The sequence below is a fragment of the Kitasatospora sp. MMS16-BH015 genome (assembly GCF_002943525.1).
GTDB lineage: Bacteria > Actinomycetota > Actinomycetes > Streptomycetales > Streptomycetaceae > Kitasatospora.
In genome coordinates this window covers 4,094,717-4,114,129 of the sequence record NZ_CP025394.1, presented here as the reverse complement: position 1 = coordinate 4,114,129, position 19,413 = coordinate 4,094,717, and the positions used below count along the sequence as shown (strand labels likewise).

The 19,413-nt window shown below is 71.8% G+C and carries 20 protein-coding genes and 1 tRNA gene; 12 read left to right on the top strand and 9 right to left on the bottom strand.

The features are described 5' to 3' along the window. Positions 1–27 precede the first annotated feature (27 nt). Genes CFP65_RS17740 through CFP65_RS17730 form a run of 3 tightly spaced genes read left to right on the top strand, consistent with a single transcriptional unit; the run spans position 28 to position 1,054 of the window. Positions 28–270 (top strand): acyl carrier protein, encoded by a 243-nt coding sequence (locus CFP65_RS17740; protein ID WP_104817020.1) that lies wholly within the window; start codon positions 28–30, stop codon positions 268–270. 1 nt (position 271) lies between these two features. Further along, the gene (locus tag CFP65_RS17735) at positions 272–727 is read left to right on the top strand and encodes an SRPBCC family protein (protein WP_104817019.1); all 456 of its coding nucleotides are present in this window, start codon (positions 272–274) and stop codon (positions 725–727) included. Between the two features lie 6 nt (positions 728–733). Further along, positions 734–1,054: a TcmI family type II polyketide cyclase gene (locus CFP65_RS17730; protein ID WP_104817018.1), complete on the top strand. Its 321-nt coding sequence runs from the start codon at positions 734–736 to the stop codon at positions 1,052–1,054. 65 nt (positions 1,055–1,119) lie between these two features. Here the strand turns inward: CFP65_RS17730 and CFP65_RS17725 are convergent, their stop codons facing one another. Both CFP65_RS17725 and CFP65_RS17720 read right to left on the bottom strand, forming a co-directional pair. Beyond that, positions 1,120–2,169, bottom strand: coding sequence for a methyltransferase (locus tag CFP65_RS17725; RefSeq protein WP_254552440.1), 1,050 nt, complete (start codon positions 2,167–2,169; stop codon positions 1,120–1,122). Between the two features lie 57 nt (positions 2,170–2,226). Continuing rightward, positions 2,227–3,366 carry a nitrous oxide reductase family maturation protein NosD gene (locus CFP65_RS17720; RefSeq protein ID WP_104817017.1) on the bottom strand — a complete coding sequence of 380 codons (1,140 nt, stop codon included), beginning with the start codon at positions 3,364–3,366 and terminating at the stop codon, positions 2,227–2,229. A gap of 174 nt (positions 3,367–3,540) precedes the next feature. On the opposite strand from CFP65_RS17720, the gene CFP65_RS17715 reads away from it, so the two are divergent. Further along, the gene (locus tag CFP65_RS17715; RefSeq protein ID WP_104820954.1) at positions 3,541–4,389 is read left to right on the top strand and encodes a DUF3626 domain-containing protein; all 849 of its coding nucleotides are present in this window, start codon (positions 3,541–3,543) and stop codon (positions 4,387–4,389) included. Between the two features lie 248 nt (positions 4,390–4,637). Here the strand turns inward: CFP65_RS17715 and CFP65_RS17710 are convergent, their stop codons facing one another. Further along, complete coding sequence (locus CFP65_RS17710) at positions 4,638–5,984, bottom strand: glycosyltransferase 87 family protein (RefSeq protein WP_158702227.1); 1,347 nt, start codon at positions 5,982–5,984, stop codon at positions 4,638–4,640. A gap of 231 nt (positions 5,985–6,215) precedes the next feature. On the opposite strand from CFP65_RS17710, the gene CFP65_RS17705 reads away from it, so the two are divergent. Further along, on the top strand, positions 6,216–7,118 hold the full coding sequence (locus CFP65_RS17705) for a sigma-70 family RNA polymerase sigma factor (protein WP_254552439.1): 903 nt from the start codon (positions 6,216–6,218) through the stop codon (positions 7,116–7,118). Positions 7,119–7,175: 57 nt separating this feature from the next. Here the strand turns inward: CFP65_RS17705 and dacB are convergent, their stop codons facing one another. The 3 genes from dacB to CFP65_RS17690 form a co-directional block, all read right to left on the bottom strand. Beyond that, complete coding sequence (gene dacB, locus CFP65_RS17700; RefSeq protein WP_254552438.1) at positions 7,176–8,738, bottom strand: D-alanyl-D-alanine carboxypeptidase/D-alanyl-D-alanine-endopeptidase; 1,563 nt, start codon at positions 8,736–8,738, stop codon at positions 7,176–7,178. 376 nt (positions 8,739–9,114) lie between these two features. Beyond that, positions 9,115–9,188 (bottom strand) — tRNA-Pro (locus CFP65_RS17695). A 100-nt stretch (positions 9,189–9,288) separates the two neighbouring features. Then, a complete protein-coding gene (locus CFP65_RS17690) occupies positions 9,289–10,230 on the bottom strand; it encodes a metallophosphoesterase (protein ID WP_104817014.1) in 942 nt (313 codons plus the stop codon). A gap of 246 nt (positions 10,231–10,476) precedes the next feature. On the opposite strand from CFP65_RS17690, the gene CFP65_RS17685 reads away from it, so the two are divergent. After that, complete coding sequence (locus tag CFP65_RS17685) at positions 10,477–10,932, top strand: GatB/YqeY domain-containing protein (RefSeq protein WP_104817013.1); 456 nt, start codon at positions 10,477–10,479, stop codon at positions 10,930–10,932. A gap of 150 nt (positions 10,933–11,082) precedes the next feature. Here CFP65_RS17685 and CFP65_RS17680 read toward each other — a convergent pair whose 3' ends face one another. After that, on the bottom strand, positions 11,083–13,329 hold the full coding sequence (locus CFP65_RS17680; RefSeq protein WP_104817012.1) for a transglycosylase domain-containing protein: 2,247 nt from the start codon (positions 13,327–13,329) through the stop codon (positions 11,083–11,085). Positions 13,330–13,729: 400 nt separating this feature from the next. Here CFP65_RS17680 and CFP65_RS17675 point away from each other — a divergent pair, with 400 nt between their 5' ends. Beyond that, positions 13,730–14,053 (top strand): WhiB family transcriptional regulator, encoded by a 324-nt coding sequence (locus CFP65_RS17675; RefSeq protein WP_174805546.1) that lies wholly within the window; start codon positions 13,730–13,732, stop codon positions 14,051–14,053. A 95-nt stretch (positions 14,054–14,148) separates the two neighbouring features. Here the strand turns inward: CFP65_RS17675 and CFP65_RS17670 are convergent, their stop codons facing one another. Beyond that, complete coding sequence (locus CFP65_RS17670; RefSeq protein WP_104817010.1) at positions 14,149–15,315, bottom strand: ArsA family ATPase; 1,167 nt, start codon at positions 15,313–15,315, stop codon at positions 14,149–14,151. Next, positions 15,312–16,328, bottom strand: coding sequence for an ArsA-related P-loop ATPase (locus CFP65_RS17665; protein ID WP_104817009.1), 1,017 nt, complete (start codon positions 16,326–16,328; stop codon positions 15,312–15,314). Before CFP65_RS17665 ends, CFP65_RS17670 begins: the two co-directional genes overlap by 4 nt. Before the next feature lie 328 nt (positions 16,329–16,656). Here CFP65_RS17665 and CFP65_RS17660 point away from each other — a divergent pair, with 328 nt between their 5' ends. The 5 genes from CFP65_RS17660 (at position 16,657) to CFP65_RS17645 (ending at position 19,390) form a co-directional block, all read left to right on the top strand. Further along, entirely contained in the window at positions 16,657–16,815 is a 159-nt protein-coding gene (locus tag CFP65_RS17660) for a DUF4177 domain-containing protein (RefSeq protein ID WP_100889483.1), read from the top strand. Beyond that, complete coding sequence (locus CFP65_RS17655) at positions 16,815–17,276, top strand: RidA family protein (protein WP_104817008.1); 462 nt, start codon at positions 16,815–16,817, stop codon at positions 17,274–17,276. Before CFP65_RS17660 ends, CFP65_RS17655 begins: the two co-directional genes overlap by 1 nt. A 187-nt stretch (positions 17,277–17,463) precedes the next feature. Continuing rightward, the gene (locus CFP65_RS17650; protein WP_254552437.1) at positions 17,464–18,369 is read left to right on the top strand and encodes an NUDIX hydrolase; all 906 of its coding nucleotides are present in this window, start codon (positions 17,464–17,466) and stop codon (positions 18,367–18,369) included. A gap of 26 nt (positions 18,370–18,395) precedes the next feature. Further along, complete coding sequence (locus tag CFP65_RS39010) at positions 18,396–18,566, top strand: hypothetical protein (protein ID WP_158702226.1); 171 nt, start codon at positions 18,396–18,398, stop codon at positions 18,564–18,566. Continuing rightward, entirely contained in the window at positions 18,563–19,390 is an 828-nt protein-coding gene (locus CFP65_RS17645; protein ID WP_254552436.1) for an MBL fold metallo-hydrolase, read from the top strand. The genes CFP65_RS39010 and CFP65_RS17645 overlap by 4 nt, the downstream gene beginning before the upstream one ends. The last annotated feature ends 23 nt before the right edge of the window (positions 19,391–19,413 follow it).

The window sequence follows — 19,413 nt, the reverse complement described above, 5'->3', positions numbered from 1 at the left end:
TTCCTACTGCTCTTTGGGAGAACTCCGATGGACCTCACCTACACCCAGCTCGCCGACCTCATCCACACCAAGGCCGGCGTCACCGTCGACCCGGACCGGATCGGCGAGCCCGGGATCGGCTTCGACGAACTGGGAGTGGATTCGCTCGGCGTGCTCGGCCTGGTCGCCGAGTTGGAGAACCGGCACGGCCTGAAGCTCGGCAGCGAGCTGCCGCGCACCCCCGCGGAGCTGCTCGACAACGTCAACGCCGCCGCCGTGAAGGGGGTCTGAGATGCCCGGCCACACCGACAACGCGATCCTGATCAACGCCCCGGTCGACCTGGTCTGGGAGATCACCAACGACCTGGAGAGCTGGCCGCAACTCTTCAGCGAGTACGCCTCGGTGGAGGTGCTGGACCGGCAGGACGCGCTCACCCGCTTCCGGCTCACCATGCACCCGGACGAGAACGGCCAGATCTGGAGCTGGGTCTCCGAGCGGGAGACCGACCGGGCGGGGCTGGCCGTCCGGGCCCGCCGGGTCGAGCCGGGGCCGTTCGAGTTCATGGAGATCCGCTGGGAGTACCAGGACCTGCCGCAGGGCACCCACATGCGCTGGGTGCAGGACTTCGCGATGAAGCCCACCGCCCCGATCGACGACGCCGGGATGACCGACCGGATCAACCAGAACTCGCGCGTCCAGATGGAGTTGATCCGGGCCAAGGTCGAGGCGCGAGTCGGGAAGGACTGATCGGCCGTGCACCGTGCCCTGATCGTCGCCCGGATGAAGCCCGGCGCGGCCCCCGACATCGCCCGGGTCTTCGAGACCTCCGACCAGGGCGAACTCCCGCACCTGATCGGCGTCACCGGCCGCAGCCTGTTCCAGTTCGGCGACCTCTACCTGCACCTGATCGAGGCCGAGCGCGCGCCCGGCCCGGAGGTGGCCAAGCACGTCGCCCACCCCGAGTTCCGCTCGGTCAGTGAGCAACTCACCGCCTACGTCCAGGCGTACGACCCGGCCACCTGGCGGGAGCCCAAGGACGCGATGGCCCGGGAGTTCTACCGCTGGGAGCGGTAGCGGGCCGGTCATCGGAGTGGGGCGCGAGGCTCGAAGCCTCGCGCCCCACTCGTGTGCTCTCCGGTTCAGCCGATCTCGGCCTCGAAGGCGTGCAGGTACGGGTTGACCGGGTGCACTCCGGTGACCCGCAGGCCGGCCTCGGTGAGCAGCGCGAGCAGGCTCTCCCGGGAGTGCTTGGCGCCGCCGACGTTGAGCAGCAGGAGCAGGTCCATCGCGGTGGTGAAGCGCATCGAGGGGCTGTCGTCGACCAGGTTCTCCACCACGACCAGCCGGGCCCCGGGCCGGGCGACGGCCCGGACGTTGGCCAGCGTGCGGCGGGTGCTCTCGTCGTCCCACTCCAGGATGTTCTTGATGATGTAGAGGTCGGCCTCCACCGGGATGGCCTCCCGGCAGTCACCGCCCACCAGCCGGGCCCGGTCGGCGAGTTCACCGCCCGGGCGCAGCCGCGGGTCGGCGTGCTCGACCACCTTGGGCAGGTCGAGCAGGGTACCGCGCAGCTGGGGGTGCTTGGCCAGCAGGCCGGCCAGCACCTGGCCCTGCCCGCCGCCGATGTCGGCCACCGAGCCGATCCCGCTGAGGTCGAGGTACCCGGCCAGATCGGCGGCGGACTGCCGGCTGGAGTGGGTCATCGCCTGGTCGAAGACCCGGGCCGAGTCCTCGGCCTCGCCGCTGTGCAGGTAGTCGAAGAACTCCCGCCCGTACAGCTCGGGGAAGACGGTGCGGCCGGTGCGGACGGCGTCCTCCAGCCGGGGCCAGGCCTGCCAGGTCCACGGCTCGGTGCACCAGAGGGTGATGTAGCGCAGGCTGTCCGGTGCGTCCTCGCGCAGTTGGCGGGACATGTCGGTGTGCGCGTAGCTGTCCTCGCCGGTCTCGGTAAAGACGCCGTAGCAGGAGAGCGCGCGCAGCAGCCGCCGCAGCGGTCTCGGCTCGACGCCGACGGCGTCGGCCAATTCGTTCACCGTCATGGGCTGTTCGCCGAGCGCGTCGGCGATCCGGAGCGAGGCGGCGGCGCGCAGGGCGGCGGCGCAGGCGGCGCCGAAGACCAGTTCGCGCAGCCGCATGGTGGAGCCGGGGGTGGGGGAGGGGTTCGCGTTCGGGGGAGCGGTGGTGCTCATGGGGCCTTCCCTGGGGGGTGGTTGGCAGTTCGGGGTGGGGAGTGGGTCAGTGGTGGGTCAGCAGTGGCCGGCCGGTTCGGAGACGGCGCAGGTGTTGCGGGCGAAGGTGTTGCCGGAGCCGGTGTCGCGGTCGGCGAGGTCGGCCGGGCCGTTGCGCAGCACGAGGTTGTCGGTCACCGTGATGCCCGAGTTCGGCGAGCCGACCAGGCTGCGCAGCAGCACGATCCCGCCGGACATCGACGAGTCGCCGGTGTTGTCCTCGACCCGGTTCTCGGTGACCAGGCTGTCCTCGGCGCCGGTGAAGAGGATCCCGCTGCCCTGGATGAAGCCCAGCCGGGGGTTGGGCGGGCAGTAGGCGTTGTTCTCGTACACGTGGTTGCCGCGCACCGTCAGCGCGCCCGCCCGGGGCCGGTTCTCGTCGCCGATGACGAAGACCCCGCCGCAGTTGCCGTGCACCTCGTTGGCCGCCACGGTCAGCTCCCGGGCCCGCCGCACGACCACGCCGAGCCGGTTGCCGCTCAGCCGGTTGCCGCTGATCACCGAGCCCCGGGTGTCGATCGCGCCGCCCTCCTCGTACGCGGCGTTGGCCAGGAACACCCCGGCCTGCCCGTTGCCCCGGGCGTCGTTGTCCCGGACCACGGACCGCACCGACTTCTCCTCGCTGATGCCCTGCTGCCCGTTGTCCAGCGCGAGCACGCCGTGCACCTGGAGGCCGTCGGTGCCGGAGGCGTCCAGCCCGTTCTTCGGGAAGCCCCGGACGGTCAGCGTGGCCACCGTGACGCCGGGCAGCGGCGCGGCGGCCGTACCGTCCACACAGATGCCGTGGCCGGCGGCGGCGCAGGACCCGGCGGGCGGGGCGGGCGGCTGCTCGCTGCGCCGGCCGGCCTGCGGGGTGGCCTGTGAGGTGGCGGGGGCCTCGGGAGGGGTGAGGACGGCGTCCTGGCCGAGGCCCTGGAGGGTGAGGTGCGGGGTGGTGATCCGGACGCTCTCCCGGTAGGTGCCCGGCAGCACCAGCACGCCGTCGCCGGGCCGGGCCGCGTCCACGGCCTGCTGGATCGACTCACCCGGGTGGACGACGTGCCAGCGCGTGCCGCCGGTGCCCGTGGGCGCGGCGGCATGCGCGGGCGGCGCCAGGGCCAGACAGGTGAGCACGGCGGCCGCGGCCGCCGGGAGTAGGGGTGACGGTCGCCTCGGCATGGGGTGGTGGCCTGCCTTCCTGGTTCGCTGCGGGGCCGTGGGCGCGCGGAGGCACCCGCTCGAAGCTATGGGGAATGCGGGGGTGCTGCCACTCAGAGTGTCCGCACGGTGACACCGAGCCTCCGGGGCCGAAACCGGGTGCACCCGCCGGCCCGGCTGCGGCAGACTGCGGCGATGACGGACACCGGGACGCACGGGGACGCCGCCACACCCGCCCGGCGGGCGCTGGCGCACGTGGCGGCGCGGTCACTGGCGGGTGGGCCGGTGGACGGCGCGCTGCGGCTGACGATGAACTTCCACCCGGACCGGGCAGTGACCGGCCGCGGCATCCTCGCGGCCTTCGCCGAGGACGGGGTCTACCGCTCGCAGTTCGTCACCGGCACCGGCAACGGCGGTCTGACCGCCCACCCCGGCGGGGACCGCTGGCGCTGGGAGAGTCGGATCTTCGGCGGTGCGTACGACGCGGCGCCCGCCGCCGAGCGTCCCGTCTACGGTGCGCTCAACCACCGCCGGCGCCCGTTCGGCGCCGCCCCGCGCTTCGGGTCGGCTCACCTGCGGCTGACGCCGGACACCCTGGCCCGGGCCACCTTCTGCTACCCGGACAGCGTGGCCGAGCCCGAGTCCTTCGGGGTGGCCGAGCAGTTCGGCCTGGTGGCCCTGGCCGAGGCGGACGAGCCGGACGCCTTGGACGACTACATCGAGGCTCAGGTGCACGGGCCGGTGCTCTTCGAGCATCACGTGGAGGCGATCGTGCTCGACCCCTGCTACCGGGGCACCGAGGTCGAGGCCGCCGCCGCCCGGCTGCCCTGCCCGGTGGAGTGGCACGGCGGCTTCCGCCTCACCGTCGCCGAGCTGCGCCGCCACCCCGGTTTCCGGGGCCCGGAGTACGTCGAGCTGGGCGCCGAGATCGCCGAGGACGGCCTGCTCGACCCTCGGATCATCGGCGCGGCCGTCCGGACCGGCGCGTACGACCCGCAGGACCTGAAGCGGGTCTGGCACTACCTGGCCCGCTACGGGAGCTGACGCTCATCCAAGTTCGTGCGCGCCCTCGACGGTGGGCCGTCAGCGGTGGGCCGTCAGCGGTGATTCGACCCTGTAAGTCCTTGTATGACCGCTTATGCGTCCGGGCCCGACCTCTGTGGCATTCCGTGGCACGAGACCTCCGCCGGTCCTCGCTTCCCGGCGCGGCTTCACCTCGGCAGGATGGGAGTCGGGGGCGGAGCACCGCCCCCGACTCCCGGTGGAAGAGGTGTGCGCGATGGTCCGGAAGCTCACGGCCGCCCAGGTGGGCGAGCACTCACCGTCCGACGAGGACTCCGGCTGGGGCCCGTGACGGTCCTGGGCTCCGCCGTCCTCGGCCGCTCCGGGGCCCCGGTTGGCCGGGTGCGCCGGGTGCGTTCGGTCCGCCTGGTGCGCTCGGTGCGGAACTCCCCGGCCGTCGTCCGGAGGAGGACGGCCAGCGCCAGGGCCACGGCCGCCGCGTAGCCGGCCATCTGCGGCATCGGGTTGGGCGCCGCCCACGGGTGCCGCAGGTAGATCAAGTCCGAGCCGAACGAGGCCAGTTGCAGCAGCACCGGCAGGCAGCAGAGCCGCCGGGGCAGCTCGAAGGCCGCGAGCAGCGTGAACACGTCTGCCAGGTAGAAGTACCGGTCGTGCATCGCGGGCAGCAGGAAGGGCGTGACCAGCACCGAGACGGTCGCCGTCAGCAGTACATGACGGCCCGTCAGATGCCTTTCGCTGCCTCCGGAGTACATCGTGTCCAGCCCGCGTCGGCAGAACACGCCCAGCGAGGCGAGGGTGAGCACCACCCCGGCGGTGGCCAGGATGCCGAGCCGCCGGGCGAGGTCCGGATCGGCCGGGTCGGGCAGCAGTTGGTAGACCGAGGGCGCGTTGAGAGTCAGGCCGCCGTAGGTGGTGGTCTGCCGGGCGTAGACCGTGAACAGGGCGACCGGTTCGTGGCCGAGCAGCAGTGCGGGCAGGTCCAGCGCCAGGTAGACGGCGGGCACCGCGAGCAGCGCCCGCCACGGCACCCGGCCGAGCAGCAGCATCACCAGCAGGAACGGGAAGGCGAACACCGCCTGGAGCTTGAAGGCCAGCGCCAGCCCGAAGAACGTGCAGGCCCACCAAGGCCGTTGACGCAGCACGTGGTAGACGGCGCCGAGCACGAACGCGGCGAACACCGCGTCCGACTGCGCCCACCAGGCGCCGTTGACCACCACCGAGGGCAGCAGCAGGGTGAGTGCCACCGCGAGCACCGGCAGGCCCGGGCGGCCCGGGTGCCGCAGCCCGGTGATCCGGTACACGAAGAAGGCGAGCAGCAGCTCGAAGCCGACCGAGACCGCCTTGATGCCGAGCAGGGGCGGCACCGCCGGCAGGTGGGTCAGCACGGCCAGCAGGTACAGGTACGGGACGTTGTAGTCGGCGAACCCGGTGTCGGCGAGCGCGTGGAAGCCGCCGTGGGTGGCTATGTGCTCGTACCAGGGGTGCAGGAACAGCAGGTAGTCGACGGTCTCGAACCACCGGCCCGGCACGCGGACCGCGAGGGCCGCGGCCACCACCAGGGCGAGCACCGCCCACCGGGTCCGCCGCCGGGCCAACCCGCCGGCTGCTCTGGACATGTGTTCAGTCACTGGACCGGGCAGGGCGGTGTACGGCATGACTGGGCTCCCCCGAGCGGTAGGCGGACGGTCCGTCCACGGACCGTCGCCGGCCCCACCGGCCATTGCATCACGGCGGCTTCCGGGGCCGCGTTCCGGTGGTCGCATCGCGGCGGGGGCGGTGCGACGCGGTGATCATGGATGCGGGAGAGTGGGGGTGAGTGGTCGGGGGACCGGAGGGGGCGGAACGCGATGGGCGAGCAGACCGAGGGCATGGCCGGGCCGGAGCTGGCGGACCGCTTCGAGGCGCAGCGGCCCAGGCTCCGCGCGGTCGCCTACCGCACCCTCGGCTCGTTCAGCGAGGCGGAGGACGCCGTCCAGGAGGCCTGGATCCGGCTCAGCCGTACCGACGTCAGCGAGGTCGAGAACCTGGCCGGCTGGCTGACCACCGTGGTCGCCCGGGTCTGCCTCAACATGCTGCGCTCGCGCGAGCAGCGCCGCGAGGACCCGCTGGACCTGCGGATCCCCGACCCGGTGATCAGCCCCGAGAGCGGGGTGGACCCGGAGCACGAGGCGCTGCTGACCGACGCGGTCGGGCTGGCCCTGCTGGTGGTCCTCGACTCCCTGAAGCCGGCCGAGCGGTTGGCCTTCGTGCTGCACGACATGTTCGCGGTGCCCTTCGAGGAGATCGCCCCGCTGATCGACAAGACCCCGGCCGCCACCCGCCAGCTCGCCAGCCGGGCCCGCCGCCGCGTCCGCGAGGGCGCCCCGAGCCCCGACCCCGACCTGGCCCGTCAGCGCGAGGTCGTCGACGCCTTCTTCGCGGCCGCCCGCGACGGCCGCCTCGACACCCTCGTCTCCGTGCTCCACCCCGAGGTCGTCCTGCGCGCCGACGGCGCCGCCGGCCGCCACCGCCGCCCGGTCACCTTCACCGGCGCCGCCCTGGTCTCCTCCCAGGCCGTCACCTTCGGCTCCCTCTCCCCCTACGCCCGCCCCGCCCTGATCAACGGCACCCCGGGCGCCGTCGTCATCTCCCCGGCCGGCCCCCTCTCCGTCATGTCCTTCACCGTCCACGCGGGCCTCATCACCCACATCACCGTCCTCACCGACCCCGCCCGCCTCGCCGCCCTCGACCTCTCGGCCTTCGCCCCCTGAGCCGGTCCTTCAGAGCAGCCCGCCGGCTGAGGTCGTCCACACATGTCAGAAGCGGTGTCAGGGGCGCAGTTGCCCGTGGTGCGAGCGGCCGGCCTCGCGTTCTGCGCACGCCTCCTGCTGGAGGATGACGGCGATCTGGTCGACGTCGTCGTTGGTGTCGAAGAATCCCTGGATGGTCGGTGCCGCCGCGCCGTTGACGCCGACGAAGAAGGTGTAGAGGTGGCCGTCGTCCGCCTGGAGGTATCCCGCATACGTCTGCGCGTTGATGGCGATCTGCTGGTTGAGCAGGTCGCCGCCGATGATGGTGCCGGGCTTGGCGAAGACCTTGCCCTTGGCCGGGCAGTCGGTGGTGCAGTAGAGCGCACCCGTGCCGGACACGCCGAGGATCGGCAGTGAGGTGCGGAACGCATCCGCGTCGGGGGTACGCAGCCAGTACGCGAGCAGCTGGTTGAGCCCGGTGGGGGTGACGCGGTCGACGGGGACGTCACCGCGTCCGTCCGTCAGCTGGAACTGGGTCGGGTCGACGTTCGCCGTACGGGCGAGGAAGTCGTGGATGACCGGGAAGGCGTCGAAGCAGTCCTTGCTGCCGTGGTTCGCGGCGATGTTGCACAGGGCCAGGTTGGCGCCGAGGTTGTGACTGACGTTCAGGATCAGCTTGGCGTAGTCGCGGTACGGCGGTGAGACGAAGGCGGCCACCTGCTGATCGCCGGTGTACGAGGCGGGCAGCGTGCTGTCCGGGTTGGGCCCGGTGGGTGGGGCGGTGACGGTGACCCCGGCGCGGCCCAGGGCTTCGATCAGGGCGGTGCGCCCGAAGGCGTTGGGGTCCTGGATCCGGGAGTTCTTCAGGGCGGGCTGGGCGTCGGCGGCGATCGTGCCGGAGAGCGTGATCGCCGTGCCGTCGGGGGACGCGGAGACCTGGATGTCGGTGGTGCCACCGGCCTCCACCGTCCGGACGGTGGTGGTGACCCGGTACGGCGCGACCTGCGGGCGCCAGCTCAGCTGGGCGGGCTGCCCGGGGGAGGTCGGCGTGCTCAGCAGGTCGATGACGTTGTCGTTGATCATGAGGGGCGTCGGCTGGGGGGTGATCATCGGCGGGGGCGTGAACAGCCGTGCGTCGATCACCACATCACCGTCGACCGTGGTGATGCCCGAGTCGCGGACCTGCCGGGCGATCTGGTCCAGGCCGGCGAGCGGGTCCTCGGGTGTGAGGGTGGCGCCCGGGACGTCGTCGGCGTAGGTGTGGTCGATGGGGGTGAAGTCGACCGACCCGTCCGGCTTGGTCCGGCCGCCCATGGTGAGGTCGCCCTGGGCGACGAGCGCCAGGTTGCCGGTGAGGGTCGATCCGTTGAGTCGGCCGACCGCGTTCACCGGTGTCGTGAAGCGGTGGTCCGGGCCGAGGTCGTGCCAGGCACCGGAGATGGTGATCAGCTTGACGGTCGAACCCGGCATGAAGAACTGGTCGGGGTACCTGGAGTGGACGACGTGCCCGTTCTCGGCGTCGATCTCCAGCAGGCCCCACTGCGCGTGCTTGTACGCGGGCTTGTCCATGATCGCCGTGATGTCGGGCCCGAGGTCGCTGGGCGGGTTCTCCGTAGGTGCGGCGGCGGCTGTACCTGCCACGACCGCGAGCGTGACACCGATGGTGGCCCAGGCCCGAAGCCGACCACGGATCCTTGATCTCATTCGTTCAGCCGTTTCTGGAGGCGGAAGCCCCGGTCTGTGCAGGGCGCTCACGGCGCATGGTAGGCATGCGAACTCCGGGGGGCGGGACTGCCGAGCCCCGTGCTGACGGCGTGGAGTCTGAAAATCATTCGGTTGGTCGAAGGCGGCCGCCCGGATGAGTCGGGGGCGAAGATCCGGTGCACCCCTGGAGGAGATCTCACAGCTCGTCGGGTACTCGAGCCCGACCCTGAGGGACAGTCACTCAGTCAGACGCGCAGAACGACTCAGGGCCCTACCGGATTTCTCCGATAGGGCCCTGAGTCTTACTACTGGGTCGGGGTGGCGGGATTTGAACCCACGGCCTCTTCGTCCCGAACGAAGCGCGCTACCAAGCTGCGCCACACCCCGGTCCTGCTGTTGTTGCTTCCGTGTCCGGCGCAACGAGTAGAACTCTACCGGACGTGGGCCGGGAGACCAAAATCGGTATCCGGTGGGGTGAGCTGGGGGGTCAGGGGCGGGGGGTGAGGGTGAGGAGGGTGGCCTCCGGGGGGCAGGCGAAGCGGACCGGGGTGTAGCGGTTGGTGCCGCAGCCGGCCGAGACGTGGAGGTAGGAGCGGTGGCCGCCGGCGCGGTGATCGGAGAGGCCCTTGACCCGCTTGGCGTCGAGGTCGCAGTTGGTGACCAGGGCGCCGTAGAAGGGGACGCAGAGCTGGCCGCCGTGGGTGTGGCCGGCCAGGATCAAGGGGTAGCGGTCGGCGGTGAAGGCGTCCAGGACCCGGAGGTAGGGGGCGTGGACCACGGCGAGGGAGAGGTCGGCGTCGGCGGAGGGGCCGCCGGTGACGTCCTGGTAGCGGTCGCGGCGGATGTGCGGGTCGTCGAGCCCGGTGAACTCGACCTCCAGGCCGCCGAGGGTGAGGCGGCCGCGGGTGTTGTTGAGGTCGAGCCAGCCGGCCGCGTCGAAGCCGTCGCGGAGCTTCTGCCAGGGGTTGTGCACCGCGCCGGTGATCCCGCGCTTGCGGGTCCCGTCGGGGTTGTTCAGCCCGTGCACGCCGGTCTTGAGTGCCTTGAGGTAGCGGGCCGGGTTCTTCTTGGCGGGCCCGTAGTAGTCGTTCGAGCCGAAGACGTAGACGCCGGGGAACTCCATCAGCGGGCCGAGCGCGTCCAGGGTGGCCGGCACGCCGAGCGGGTCGGAGAGGTTGTCGCCGGTGTTGACCACCAGGTCCGGGCGCAGGCCGGCCAGGCTCTGGAGCCAGCGCTGCTTCTTGCCCTGCCCGGTGACCATGTGGATGTCGGACACCTGGAGGACCCGCAGCGGCCGGGCGCCCTTCGGCAGGATCGGTACTTCGACCCGTCGGAGCCGGAAGGAACGGACCTCGTATCCGGCGGAGTAGGCGAGGCAGGCGGCGCCGGTGGCGGCGATGCCGAGGGGTACGGAGTACAGCGGTCGCATCGGTCCATGGTCGCAGACGCCGGGGCGGCGGCGACACGCCGGTACGAGCGGGCTGAGTCTCAGTCAGGTGGAGGGGGCGGGGACGGGAGATGCGGGGGCAGGCGCCGCTGCCGATGCTGCTGGCCGGGCAGGACGTGGTCACCTCGCCGGCGGAGTTCGCGCAGTTCACGGCCGGGGTGGGCCGGGGGGAGGGCGTGCGGGGATAAAGGGGAGGTGATCGAACCGGGCAAATGTCAGAATCACGGCATGACTACCCTGAAGGAGCAGCTGCGGGATGACCTCACGGCTGCGATCAAGGCCCGGGACGAGCTGGTCTCGTCCACCCTGCGGCTGACGCTGACCGCCGTGACGGCGCAGGAGGTGGCGGGCACGGAGAAGCGGGAGCTCTCGGACGACGAGGTGCTCCAGGTGATCGGCCGCGAGGCGAAGAAGCGGCGCGAGGCCGCCACCGCCTTCGACACGGCCGGCCGCACCGAGTCGGCCGCGCAGGAGCGCGCCGAGGGCGAGGTGCTGGCCCGTTACCTGCCCAAGCAGCTGGACGACGCCGAGCTGGCCGCGATCGTGGCCGCCGCCGTGGCCGAGAGCGGCGCCTCCGGCCCGCAGGCGATGGGTGCCGTGATGAAGCTGGTCAAGCCCAAGACCGAGGGCCTGGCCGAGGGCGGCCGCGTCGCCGCCGCCGTGAAGGCCGCCCTCCTGGGCTGAGCCGCCGGCATCACTGCGCGGTGGCCCGGGCACTCCGCCAGGCGGCTCCACCGTGCCGCTGCCCTTCCGAGACTCCGGACGAAACGCCCGAGGGGCGCCCCCGACCACGAACGGTCGAGGGCGCCCCTCGGGCGTTTTCCGATGCTCGGGTCAGTGGTGGCCGGGCTTGGTGGGCTTGCCGGTGGGCGGGGTGGAGGGGCCGCCGTTGGCGCCGCCGATGAAGCCGGGCGGGAGGGTGAAGCCGCCGCCGATGAGGCCGCCGGCGTTGTTGGCGTTGTCGTTGGAGGGGGTCGACGGGGTGTCGGTGGGGGAGGCGTTCGGGTCCGGGGTGGGGGTGGGGACCGGGATATCGACCAGGGTGAAGGTGGACTTCGGCGTGCCGTCGACCACGTCGTTCATCGCGTCGGCCCAGATCGGGCCGGGGCCGTCGGCGCCGTAGACCTGGTCGCGGTAGTGGCCGCCGATGCGGATGTCACGCATCGAGACGTTCCCGGACGGGCCGCCGAGCCAGACGGCGGTGGCCAGGTCGGGGGTGTAGCCGTCGAACCAGGCGGCGTACCGGTTGTCGGTGGTACCGGTCTTGCCGGCGAACTCGCGGCCGTCGAGCTTGATGTTGGCCGCGGTGCCCTTCTCGGTCACCGTCTTGAGCAGCGTGTTGACCCCGTCGGCGGTGGACTGGGACATCGCCTGGGTGCAGTTGGCCTGCGGCACGTCGAGCTTCTTGTTGTCGGCGGCCACCACCGAGCTGATCGCGATCGGGTCGCAGTGCAGGCCGCGCGCGGCGAAGGTGGCGTAGACGCCGGCCATCTTCATCGGGCTGACCTCCAGGGTGCCGAGCACCGAGGAGGGCACCTCCTTGATCGCCGCGCCGCTCGCGAGGTTCTTGATGCCGACCTTGTTGATCATCTGCTTCATCGGGCAGAGGCCGACGTCCTGCGCCATCTGCACGAAGTAGGTGTTGACCGACTTGGCCATGGCCTCGTTCATCGAGAACGGGCCGACCTCGCTCTTGCTCTCGTTCTCGACCGGCACGCCCTTCTCGTTCCAGGTGCCGTTGCAGGTGGACATCTTGGGGTAGTCCATCTTCTGCGGCGCCGGGTACGTCTGGGTGATCGGTGTGCCGTTCTCCAGGGCCGCCGCGGCCAGGATCGGCTTGAAGGTCGAGCCGGGGGCGAAGCCGCTGCCGCCGCCCATGGCGAGGTCGACGTTCAGGTTGAGCACGGTCTGGTGCTGCTTGGCGTCCAGGCCGTACGGGCGGGTCTGGGCCATCGCCAGGATCTCGCCGCTGCCCGGCTTGACCATGGTCATCGCGGCCGACACGTCGTCGGTCGGGAAGACCCGCTTGGTCACGGCGCTGTACGCGGCGGCCTGCTTGTCCGGGTCGATGGTGGTGTAGATCTTGAGCCCGCCCTGGCTCCACAGCTTCTGCCGGTCGGCGGCGGACTTGCCGAAGACCGGGTCGAGCTTGACCACGTGGCGGACGTAGTCGCAGAAGAAGCCCATCCCGTTCTTGGCGGTGATGCAGCCGTTCAGCGGCTCGTGGTACTGGATGCCCAGCGGGGCGGCCAGCGCGTCCTTGGCCTGCTGCGGGGTGATGTGCTTGTACTCGAGCAGCTTGTTGATCACCGTGTCGCGGCGGGTCTGGGCCGCCTTGGGGTGCAGCACCGGGTCGTAGGCCGTCGGGTTCTGCACCAGGCCGGCCAGCATGGCGGCCTCGGGGATGCTCAGGTCCTTGGCGCTCTTGCTGAAGTAGCGGTTGGCCGCCGCCTCGATGCCGTACGCCTGGTGACCGTAGAAGGTGATGTTCAGGTAGTTGGTGAGGATCTCGTCCTTGGAGAGGTCCTGCTCCAGCTTGATGGCGTACTTGAGCTCCTGGATCTTGCGGCCCAGGGTCTTGCGCTGCGCCTCCTGCACGGCGGCGGTGTCGTCACCGGCCTGCTCGACGAAGACGTTCTTGACGTACTGCTGGGTCAGCGTGGAGGCACCCTGGCTGGCGGAGCCGGATTCGGCGTTCTTGCCGATCGCGCGCAGGATGCCCTTGACGTCGACGGCGCCGTGCTCGAAGAAGCGGTTGTCCTCGATGTCGACCTGCGCCTGGCGGATGATCGGCGCCATCTGGTCCTTGGTCAGCACCGTGCGGTCGCGGTCGAAGACCTTGGCGATCTCGTTGCCCTTGTTGTCGTAGATGTACGACGCCTGGGAGAGCGGCGGGCGCTTGAGGTCGTCGGGCAGGTTCCCGAGGCTGTCCGCGGCGTCCTTCGCCGTCAGACCCAGCGTGCCGACGGCCGGGAGGGCCATGCCGGCCACCAGGATCCCGGCGAGCACACTGACGCCCAGGAGCTTCACTCCGAGGCCGGCCTTGTCAAGCGGGGATCCCGCGGGTCGCTGAGGTGCCATGGGGAGAAGACTACGTGCCGGAATCACGGACATGGGGGCAGGTGTTCGCCTACGCTTGTCACAACACTGCGACAGCTGCACTCCGTTCAACCTCATCACTCTTGTGAGTGATGAGCTTTGCCCGATTTGGCGTGTTCCGGGTTGATTTGCACCCCCGGTCGCCCGCGCGGGCATGGCAGAGCGTGACGAGAGTGGTCCGGGTGGCCCTGGCAAGGGCTGCGACCTGCGATCACTCCAACGAGTGAGGTGTCAGATACCCATAGTCCGATCGGGTCATTTGAGATTGGGCACAGCAGGGCTGTTGCTCTCTGCAGTTCTTCCGTAACGTCCTCAACTGGCAACGGTGAATATGCCGTTGCCGCCGTGGGGGAGCCCCGATTCGGGAGAGGACGGCGCCGGGATGGGCTGGGTAGACGACTGGAGTGCGCAGGCAGCCTGCCGCACTAGTGATCCGGACGAGTTGTTCGTCCAGGGGGCGGCGCAGAATCGCGCCAAGGCGGTGTGCAGCGGGTGTCCCGTGCGCACGGAGTGCCTGGCTGACGCCCTCGACAACCGCGTGGAGTTCGGTGTCTGGGGGGGCATGACCGAACGAGAGCGCAGGGCGCTGCTGCGCCGTAGGCCGACGGTGATGTCCTGGCGTCGCCTGTTGGAGACGGCACGGACGGAGTACGAGGAGTCCCTGGCCACGGGGATCATCCTCACCGACTACGCCCAGGCGGTCTGAGGCCCACCGGGTCTCCTCCCGTCAGGTGCCCAGGCCGCCCCACCGGCCGGGGCCAGTGCCGCACCGGCCACGCGCCGGTGCCCGAACGGTCAGGGTCACGCTTCCCCGCCGCCCCCCAACCGCTCGCCGATCTCGCGCAGACCCGCCAGGTCGTGCACGTCGCCCGCGAGGGCGCCCACCTCGACGATCGGCACGTCCGGGTAGACCGACACGAACCGGTCCCGGGTGCGCCGCTCACGGTCCATCACCTGCATCCGCTCGGCGTGCAGCCGCAGCAGGCCCGCCGCCAGCGTCTCGGCCGCCGCCGAGGCGGACTGCGAGCCGTTCTCCTCCAGGGCCTCCGCCGCCGCCGTCGCCCGCTCCGCCGTCAGCTGCGGGGCGCCCGTGCCGTGCACCCGGTTGAGCACCAGGCCGGCCAGCGGCATCGAGTCGGCCGCCAGCCGGTCCACGAAGTACGCCGCCTCGCGCAGCGCGTCCCGCTCCGGGGCCGCCACCACCAGGAAGGCCGTGCCCGGCGCCTTGAGCAGCTGGTAGGTGCGGTCGGCCCGCTCGCGGAAGCCGCCGAACATCGAGTCCGTCGCGCTGATGAAGGTCTGGATGTCCGTCAGCAGCTGGGTGCCGAAGATCTTGCCCAGGGTGCCGGTCAGCAGGCCCATCCCGACGTTCAGGAACTTCATCGCGCTCCGCCCGCCGACCTTCGCCGGGGCGGTGAGCATTCGGATGATCTTGCCGTCCAGGAAGGAGCCGAGCCGGTTCGGCGCGTCCAGGAAGTCCAGCGCGGAGCGCGAGGGCGGGGTGTCGACCACGATCAGGTCCCAGAGCTCGGCCGAGCGCAGCTGGCCGAGCTTCTCCATCGCCATGTACTCCTGGGTGCCGGCGAACCCGGCGGAGAGCGACTGGTAGAACGGGTTCTCCATGATCGCCTTGGCCCGCTCCGGATCGGAGTGGGCCAGCACGACCTCGTCGAAGGTCCGCTTCATGTCCAGCATCATGGCCTGGAGCTCACCGGGGCCGGCGACCTCGTTCACCGGTCTGGGGGTGTTGTCCAGCTCGGTCAGGCCCATCGACTGGGCCAGCCGGCGGGCCGGGTCGATGGTCAGCACCACGACCTTGCGGCCGCGCTCGGCCGCCCGGAGCCCGATCGCGGCGGCGGTGGTGGTCTTGCCGACCCCGCCCGAGCCGCAGCAGACCACGATCCGGGTCTTCGGGTTGTCGATCAGCGCGTCCACGTCCAGCTTCGGCGCGGTGCCCTTGCCGCTCATGCCGCTCCCTGCCGCTTCAGCTCGCCCGCCAGCCGGTAGAGCCCGCCGAGGTCCACGCCCTCGCCGAGCAGCGGGAGTTCGTAGGTGGGCAGCCGCAGCTGCTGGAGGTCGGCCCGCTGCTCCCGCTCCAGCTCGACCCGCTCGGCGGCCTCCCGGGCCTGCGCGAGCAGCGGGTCGAGCAGCGGCTCCACGGCCGCCCGCACGGTGGCCGCCGAACGCGACCGGCCGCCCAGGCCCGCCTCGCCCAGGGCCAGCGCGACCTCCTCGCGGTGGTCGCCGTCGATCGCCGCCACGGCGGCGGCGTCCAGCACCGGCGGGCGCACCATGTTGACCAGCACCCCGCCGACCGGCAGCTGCGCCTCCGTCAGCTCGGCCACCCCGTCCACCGTCTCCTGGACCGGCATCTCCTCCAGCAGGGTGACCAGGTGCACCACCGTCTCGGGCGAGCGCAGCACCCGCATCACCGCCTGCGCCTGGCCGTGGATCGGCCCGAACCGGGCCAGCCCGGCCACCTCGGAGTTGACGTTGAGGAACCTGGTGATCCGTCCGGTGGGCGGCGCGTCCATCACGATCGCGTCGTAGGCCCGCCTGCCGTCCGGCCCCTTGCGCCGGGCCGCCTCGCAGGCCTTGCCGGTGAGCAGCACGTCCCGCACGCCCGGGGCGATGGTGGTCGCGAAGTCGACGAAGCCGACCTTCTGCAGGGCCTTCCCGGCCCGGCCGAGCTTGTAGAACATGTCGAGGTACTCGAGCAGGGCCTGCTCGGTGTCGATGGCGAGCGCGTACACCTCCCCGCTGCCCTTGCCCGGCAGCCCGAGCCGGGCCCGGGAGATGGTGGCCACCTTGCGCTCCTCGTACGGCAGGGCGGCGATGCCGAACAGCTCGGCGATGCCCTGCCGGCCCTCGACCTCGATCAGGAGGGTGCGGCCGCCGTCGGCGGCCAGCGCCAGGGCCAGCGCGGCGGCGGCGGTGGTCTTGCCGGTGCCGCCCTTCCCGCTGACCACGTGCAGCCGCACGCCCTCCCAGTCGGGGCCCGTCTCCCGGGGAGGATCCTGCGGGCTCTCCTGCGGTTGGCTCCCGTCCGGTGGGCCGGGGGTGCTCGCCACGCTCCGTCTCCGTCCGTCTCCGAAGGACCGGCACCGCCAGGTGCCCTTCCCGCGAGGGTAACCAGCGGCCGGGCCGGATGCCGGGAGCACTGGTGCAGCCGGGCCGAATCCGGCCCGCTTTGTGGCTCACCTCACACCCGTCCGCCCCACCGGCACCTCCGGTGGCGGGACGGCGGCCGGGTGGCGGCGGGACGGGGGAACCGGCGCGGCGGGCCGCCGCTCGTCTAGAGTCAGCGCCATGACCAAGTGGGAATACGTCACCGTGCCGCTGCTCGTGCACGCCACCAAGCAGATCCTCGACACCTGGGGCGAGGACGGCTGGGAGCTCGTTCAGGTCGTTCCCGGCCCGAACAACCCCGAGCAGCTGGTTGCCTACCTCAAGCGGGAGAAGAACTGATGAGCAAGGTGGAGCAGAAGCTGGCCGAGCTCGGCCTCACCCTCCCCGAGGTGGCGGCCCCGGTCGCCGCGTACGTCCCGGCGGTGCGGACCGGTGAGTACGTCTTCACCTCCGGCCAGCTCCCGATGGTCTCGGGCAAGCTGCCCACCACCGGCAAGGTCGGCGCCGAGGTCACCCCCGAGGAGGCCAAGGAGCTCGCCCAGATCTGCGCGCTCAACGCCCTAGCCGCGGTGAAGTCCGTCATCGGCGACCTGGACAAGGTCGAACAGGTCGTCAAGGTGGTCGGCTTCGTCGCCTCCGCCCCCGACTTCACCGGCCAGCCGGGCGTGATCAACGGCGCGAGCGAGCTGCTCGGCGCTGCGCTGGGCGAGGCGGGCGTGCACGCCCGCTCCGCGGTGGGTGTCGCGGTGCTGCCGCTGGACGCGCCGGTCGAGGTGGAGATCCAGGTCCGCGTACGGTAACCACCGGGGGCGCGGGGAACGGCGCGGCCGGCCCTGCGCAGTCCGCTGTCTTACGCAGATGCCCACTTGCACTATCCGTTGACGGTGCAGGTGGGCATCTCTGCATTGGTACGGCAAGCTCCCGGGCTGGTCGCGCAGTTCCCCGCGCCCCTAGACGTGCGGCAGCGCCGTTCGTAGCATCCGGATTATGGATCACCCTCCGATGCTCATGCCGACCGGTTGGCCCGCCCGGATCAGGGCGGTGGCTGCCGGGGCGGCCGTTCCGCCGGTGCCGAAGCCGTCCGCGACGGTGGTGCTGCTGCGGGACGGGGTGGCGGGGCCGGAGGCGTACCTGCTGCGGCGGCGGAGTTCGATGGCCTTCGCGGGAGGGATGTACGCGTACCCCGGTGGTGGGGTGGACCCGCGGGACGCCGAGGCCGAGCTGGGGTGGGCCGGGCCCTCGCTGGAGGAGTGGGCCGAGCGGCTGGGCACGGACACCCGGACGGCGCAGGCCGTCGTCTGCGCGGCCGTCCGGGAGACCTTCGAGGAGGCCGGCGTGCTGCTGGCCGGCCCGGACGAGAAGACGCTGGTCGAGCCCTGGGCCTGGGCGGCCGAGCAGGCGGCCCTGGAGGCGCGCGAGTACTCCTTCGCCGAGTTCCTCCGCTCTCGCGGGCTGGTGCTCCGCAGTGACCTGCTGGCGGGCTGGGCCCGCTGGACCACGCCGGCCTTCGAGGAGCGGCGGTTCGACACCTGGTTCTTCGTGGCCGGGATGCCCGCCGGGCAGCAGGCCGCGGCCGAGGTCGGCGAGGCCGACCGCACGGTCTGGCTGGCGCCCGCCGAGGCGGTGCGGGGGTACGCGGAGGGCGAGTACGGGATGATGCCGCCCACCGTCACCGTGCTGCGCGAGCTGCTGCCGCATCCGACGGCGGAGGCGGCGGTGGCCGCTGCGGCCGACCGGCGGATCCGGCAGGTGCTCGGCGAGGCCGAGGTCGCCGGGGACCGGATCACGGTGCGATGGTCGGGGTATGACGAGCTGACCATCGACGGGCACTATCCTCCTGAGACTCCTGAGACTTCCGAGACCCCTCAGACCCCTGTGACTCCCCACACCTGATTCCGTTCGAGGAAGGAACCAGCCCGATGATCCACAACGACGTGGCTCCCCGGACGCTCCGCCCGATACCCGCCCGCGCGCTGGTGGCCCGGAGCCTGACTCCGCGCTCGCCCGAGCCGGCGGCGGCCCTGGCCGAGCAGTACACGCAGCGGCTGCTGGAGCGCGAGCTCGGCCGGCACCTCGAAGGTGGCCGGTGAGCGGTCTGCTGCCTGGCGACCCGGTCGACACCGTCGGCGGGGAGGCGAGCGCGCGCGCGTACTGCGTGCTGGCGCCGAACCCCTCGCCGATGACCCTGGACGGCACCAACACCTGGCTGCTCGCCGAGCCCGGTTCGGACCTGGCCGTGGTGGTGGATCCGGGGCCGCTGGACGAGGCGCACCTGCGGCGGGTGATCGAGGTGGCGGAGCAGCGCGGCCAGCGGGTCGGGCTGACGCTGCTCACCCACGGGCACCACGACCACGCGGAGGGCGCGGCACGGTTCGCGGAGCTGACCGGCACCGAGGTGCGGGCGCTGGACCCGGCGCACCGGCTGGGGTCGGAGGGCCTGCGGGGCGGTCAGGTGATCGAGCTCGGCGGGTTGGAGATCCGGGTGCTGGGCACGCCGGGGCACACGGCGGATTCGCTCACCTTCCAGCTGCCGGCCGAGGGGGCCGTCCTCACCGGGGACACCGTGCTCGGGCGGGGCACCACGATGGTGGCGCACCCGGACGGGCGGCTGGGGGACTACCTGGACTCGCTGCGGCGGCTGCACACCGTGGCGGCGGCGGGGGACGTGCGGACGATCCTGCCGGGGCACGGGCCGGTGTTGGTCGATGCCCTCGGCGCCGTCGATTACTACTTGGCGCACCGGGCGACTCGGCTGGCTCAGGTGGAGACGGCGGTGGAGGCGGGGTGTCGTACGGCCGAGGAGGTGGTGGCTCGGGTGTACGCGGATGTGGACCGGGCGTTGTGGCCGGCTGCGGAGCTTTCGGTGCGGGCGCAGATGCAGTATCTGGCGGAGCACGGGCTGATCCCCGAGTAACCACAGCGCGAAGGGCGCGGGGA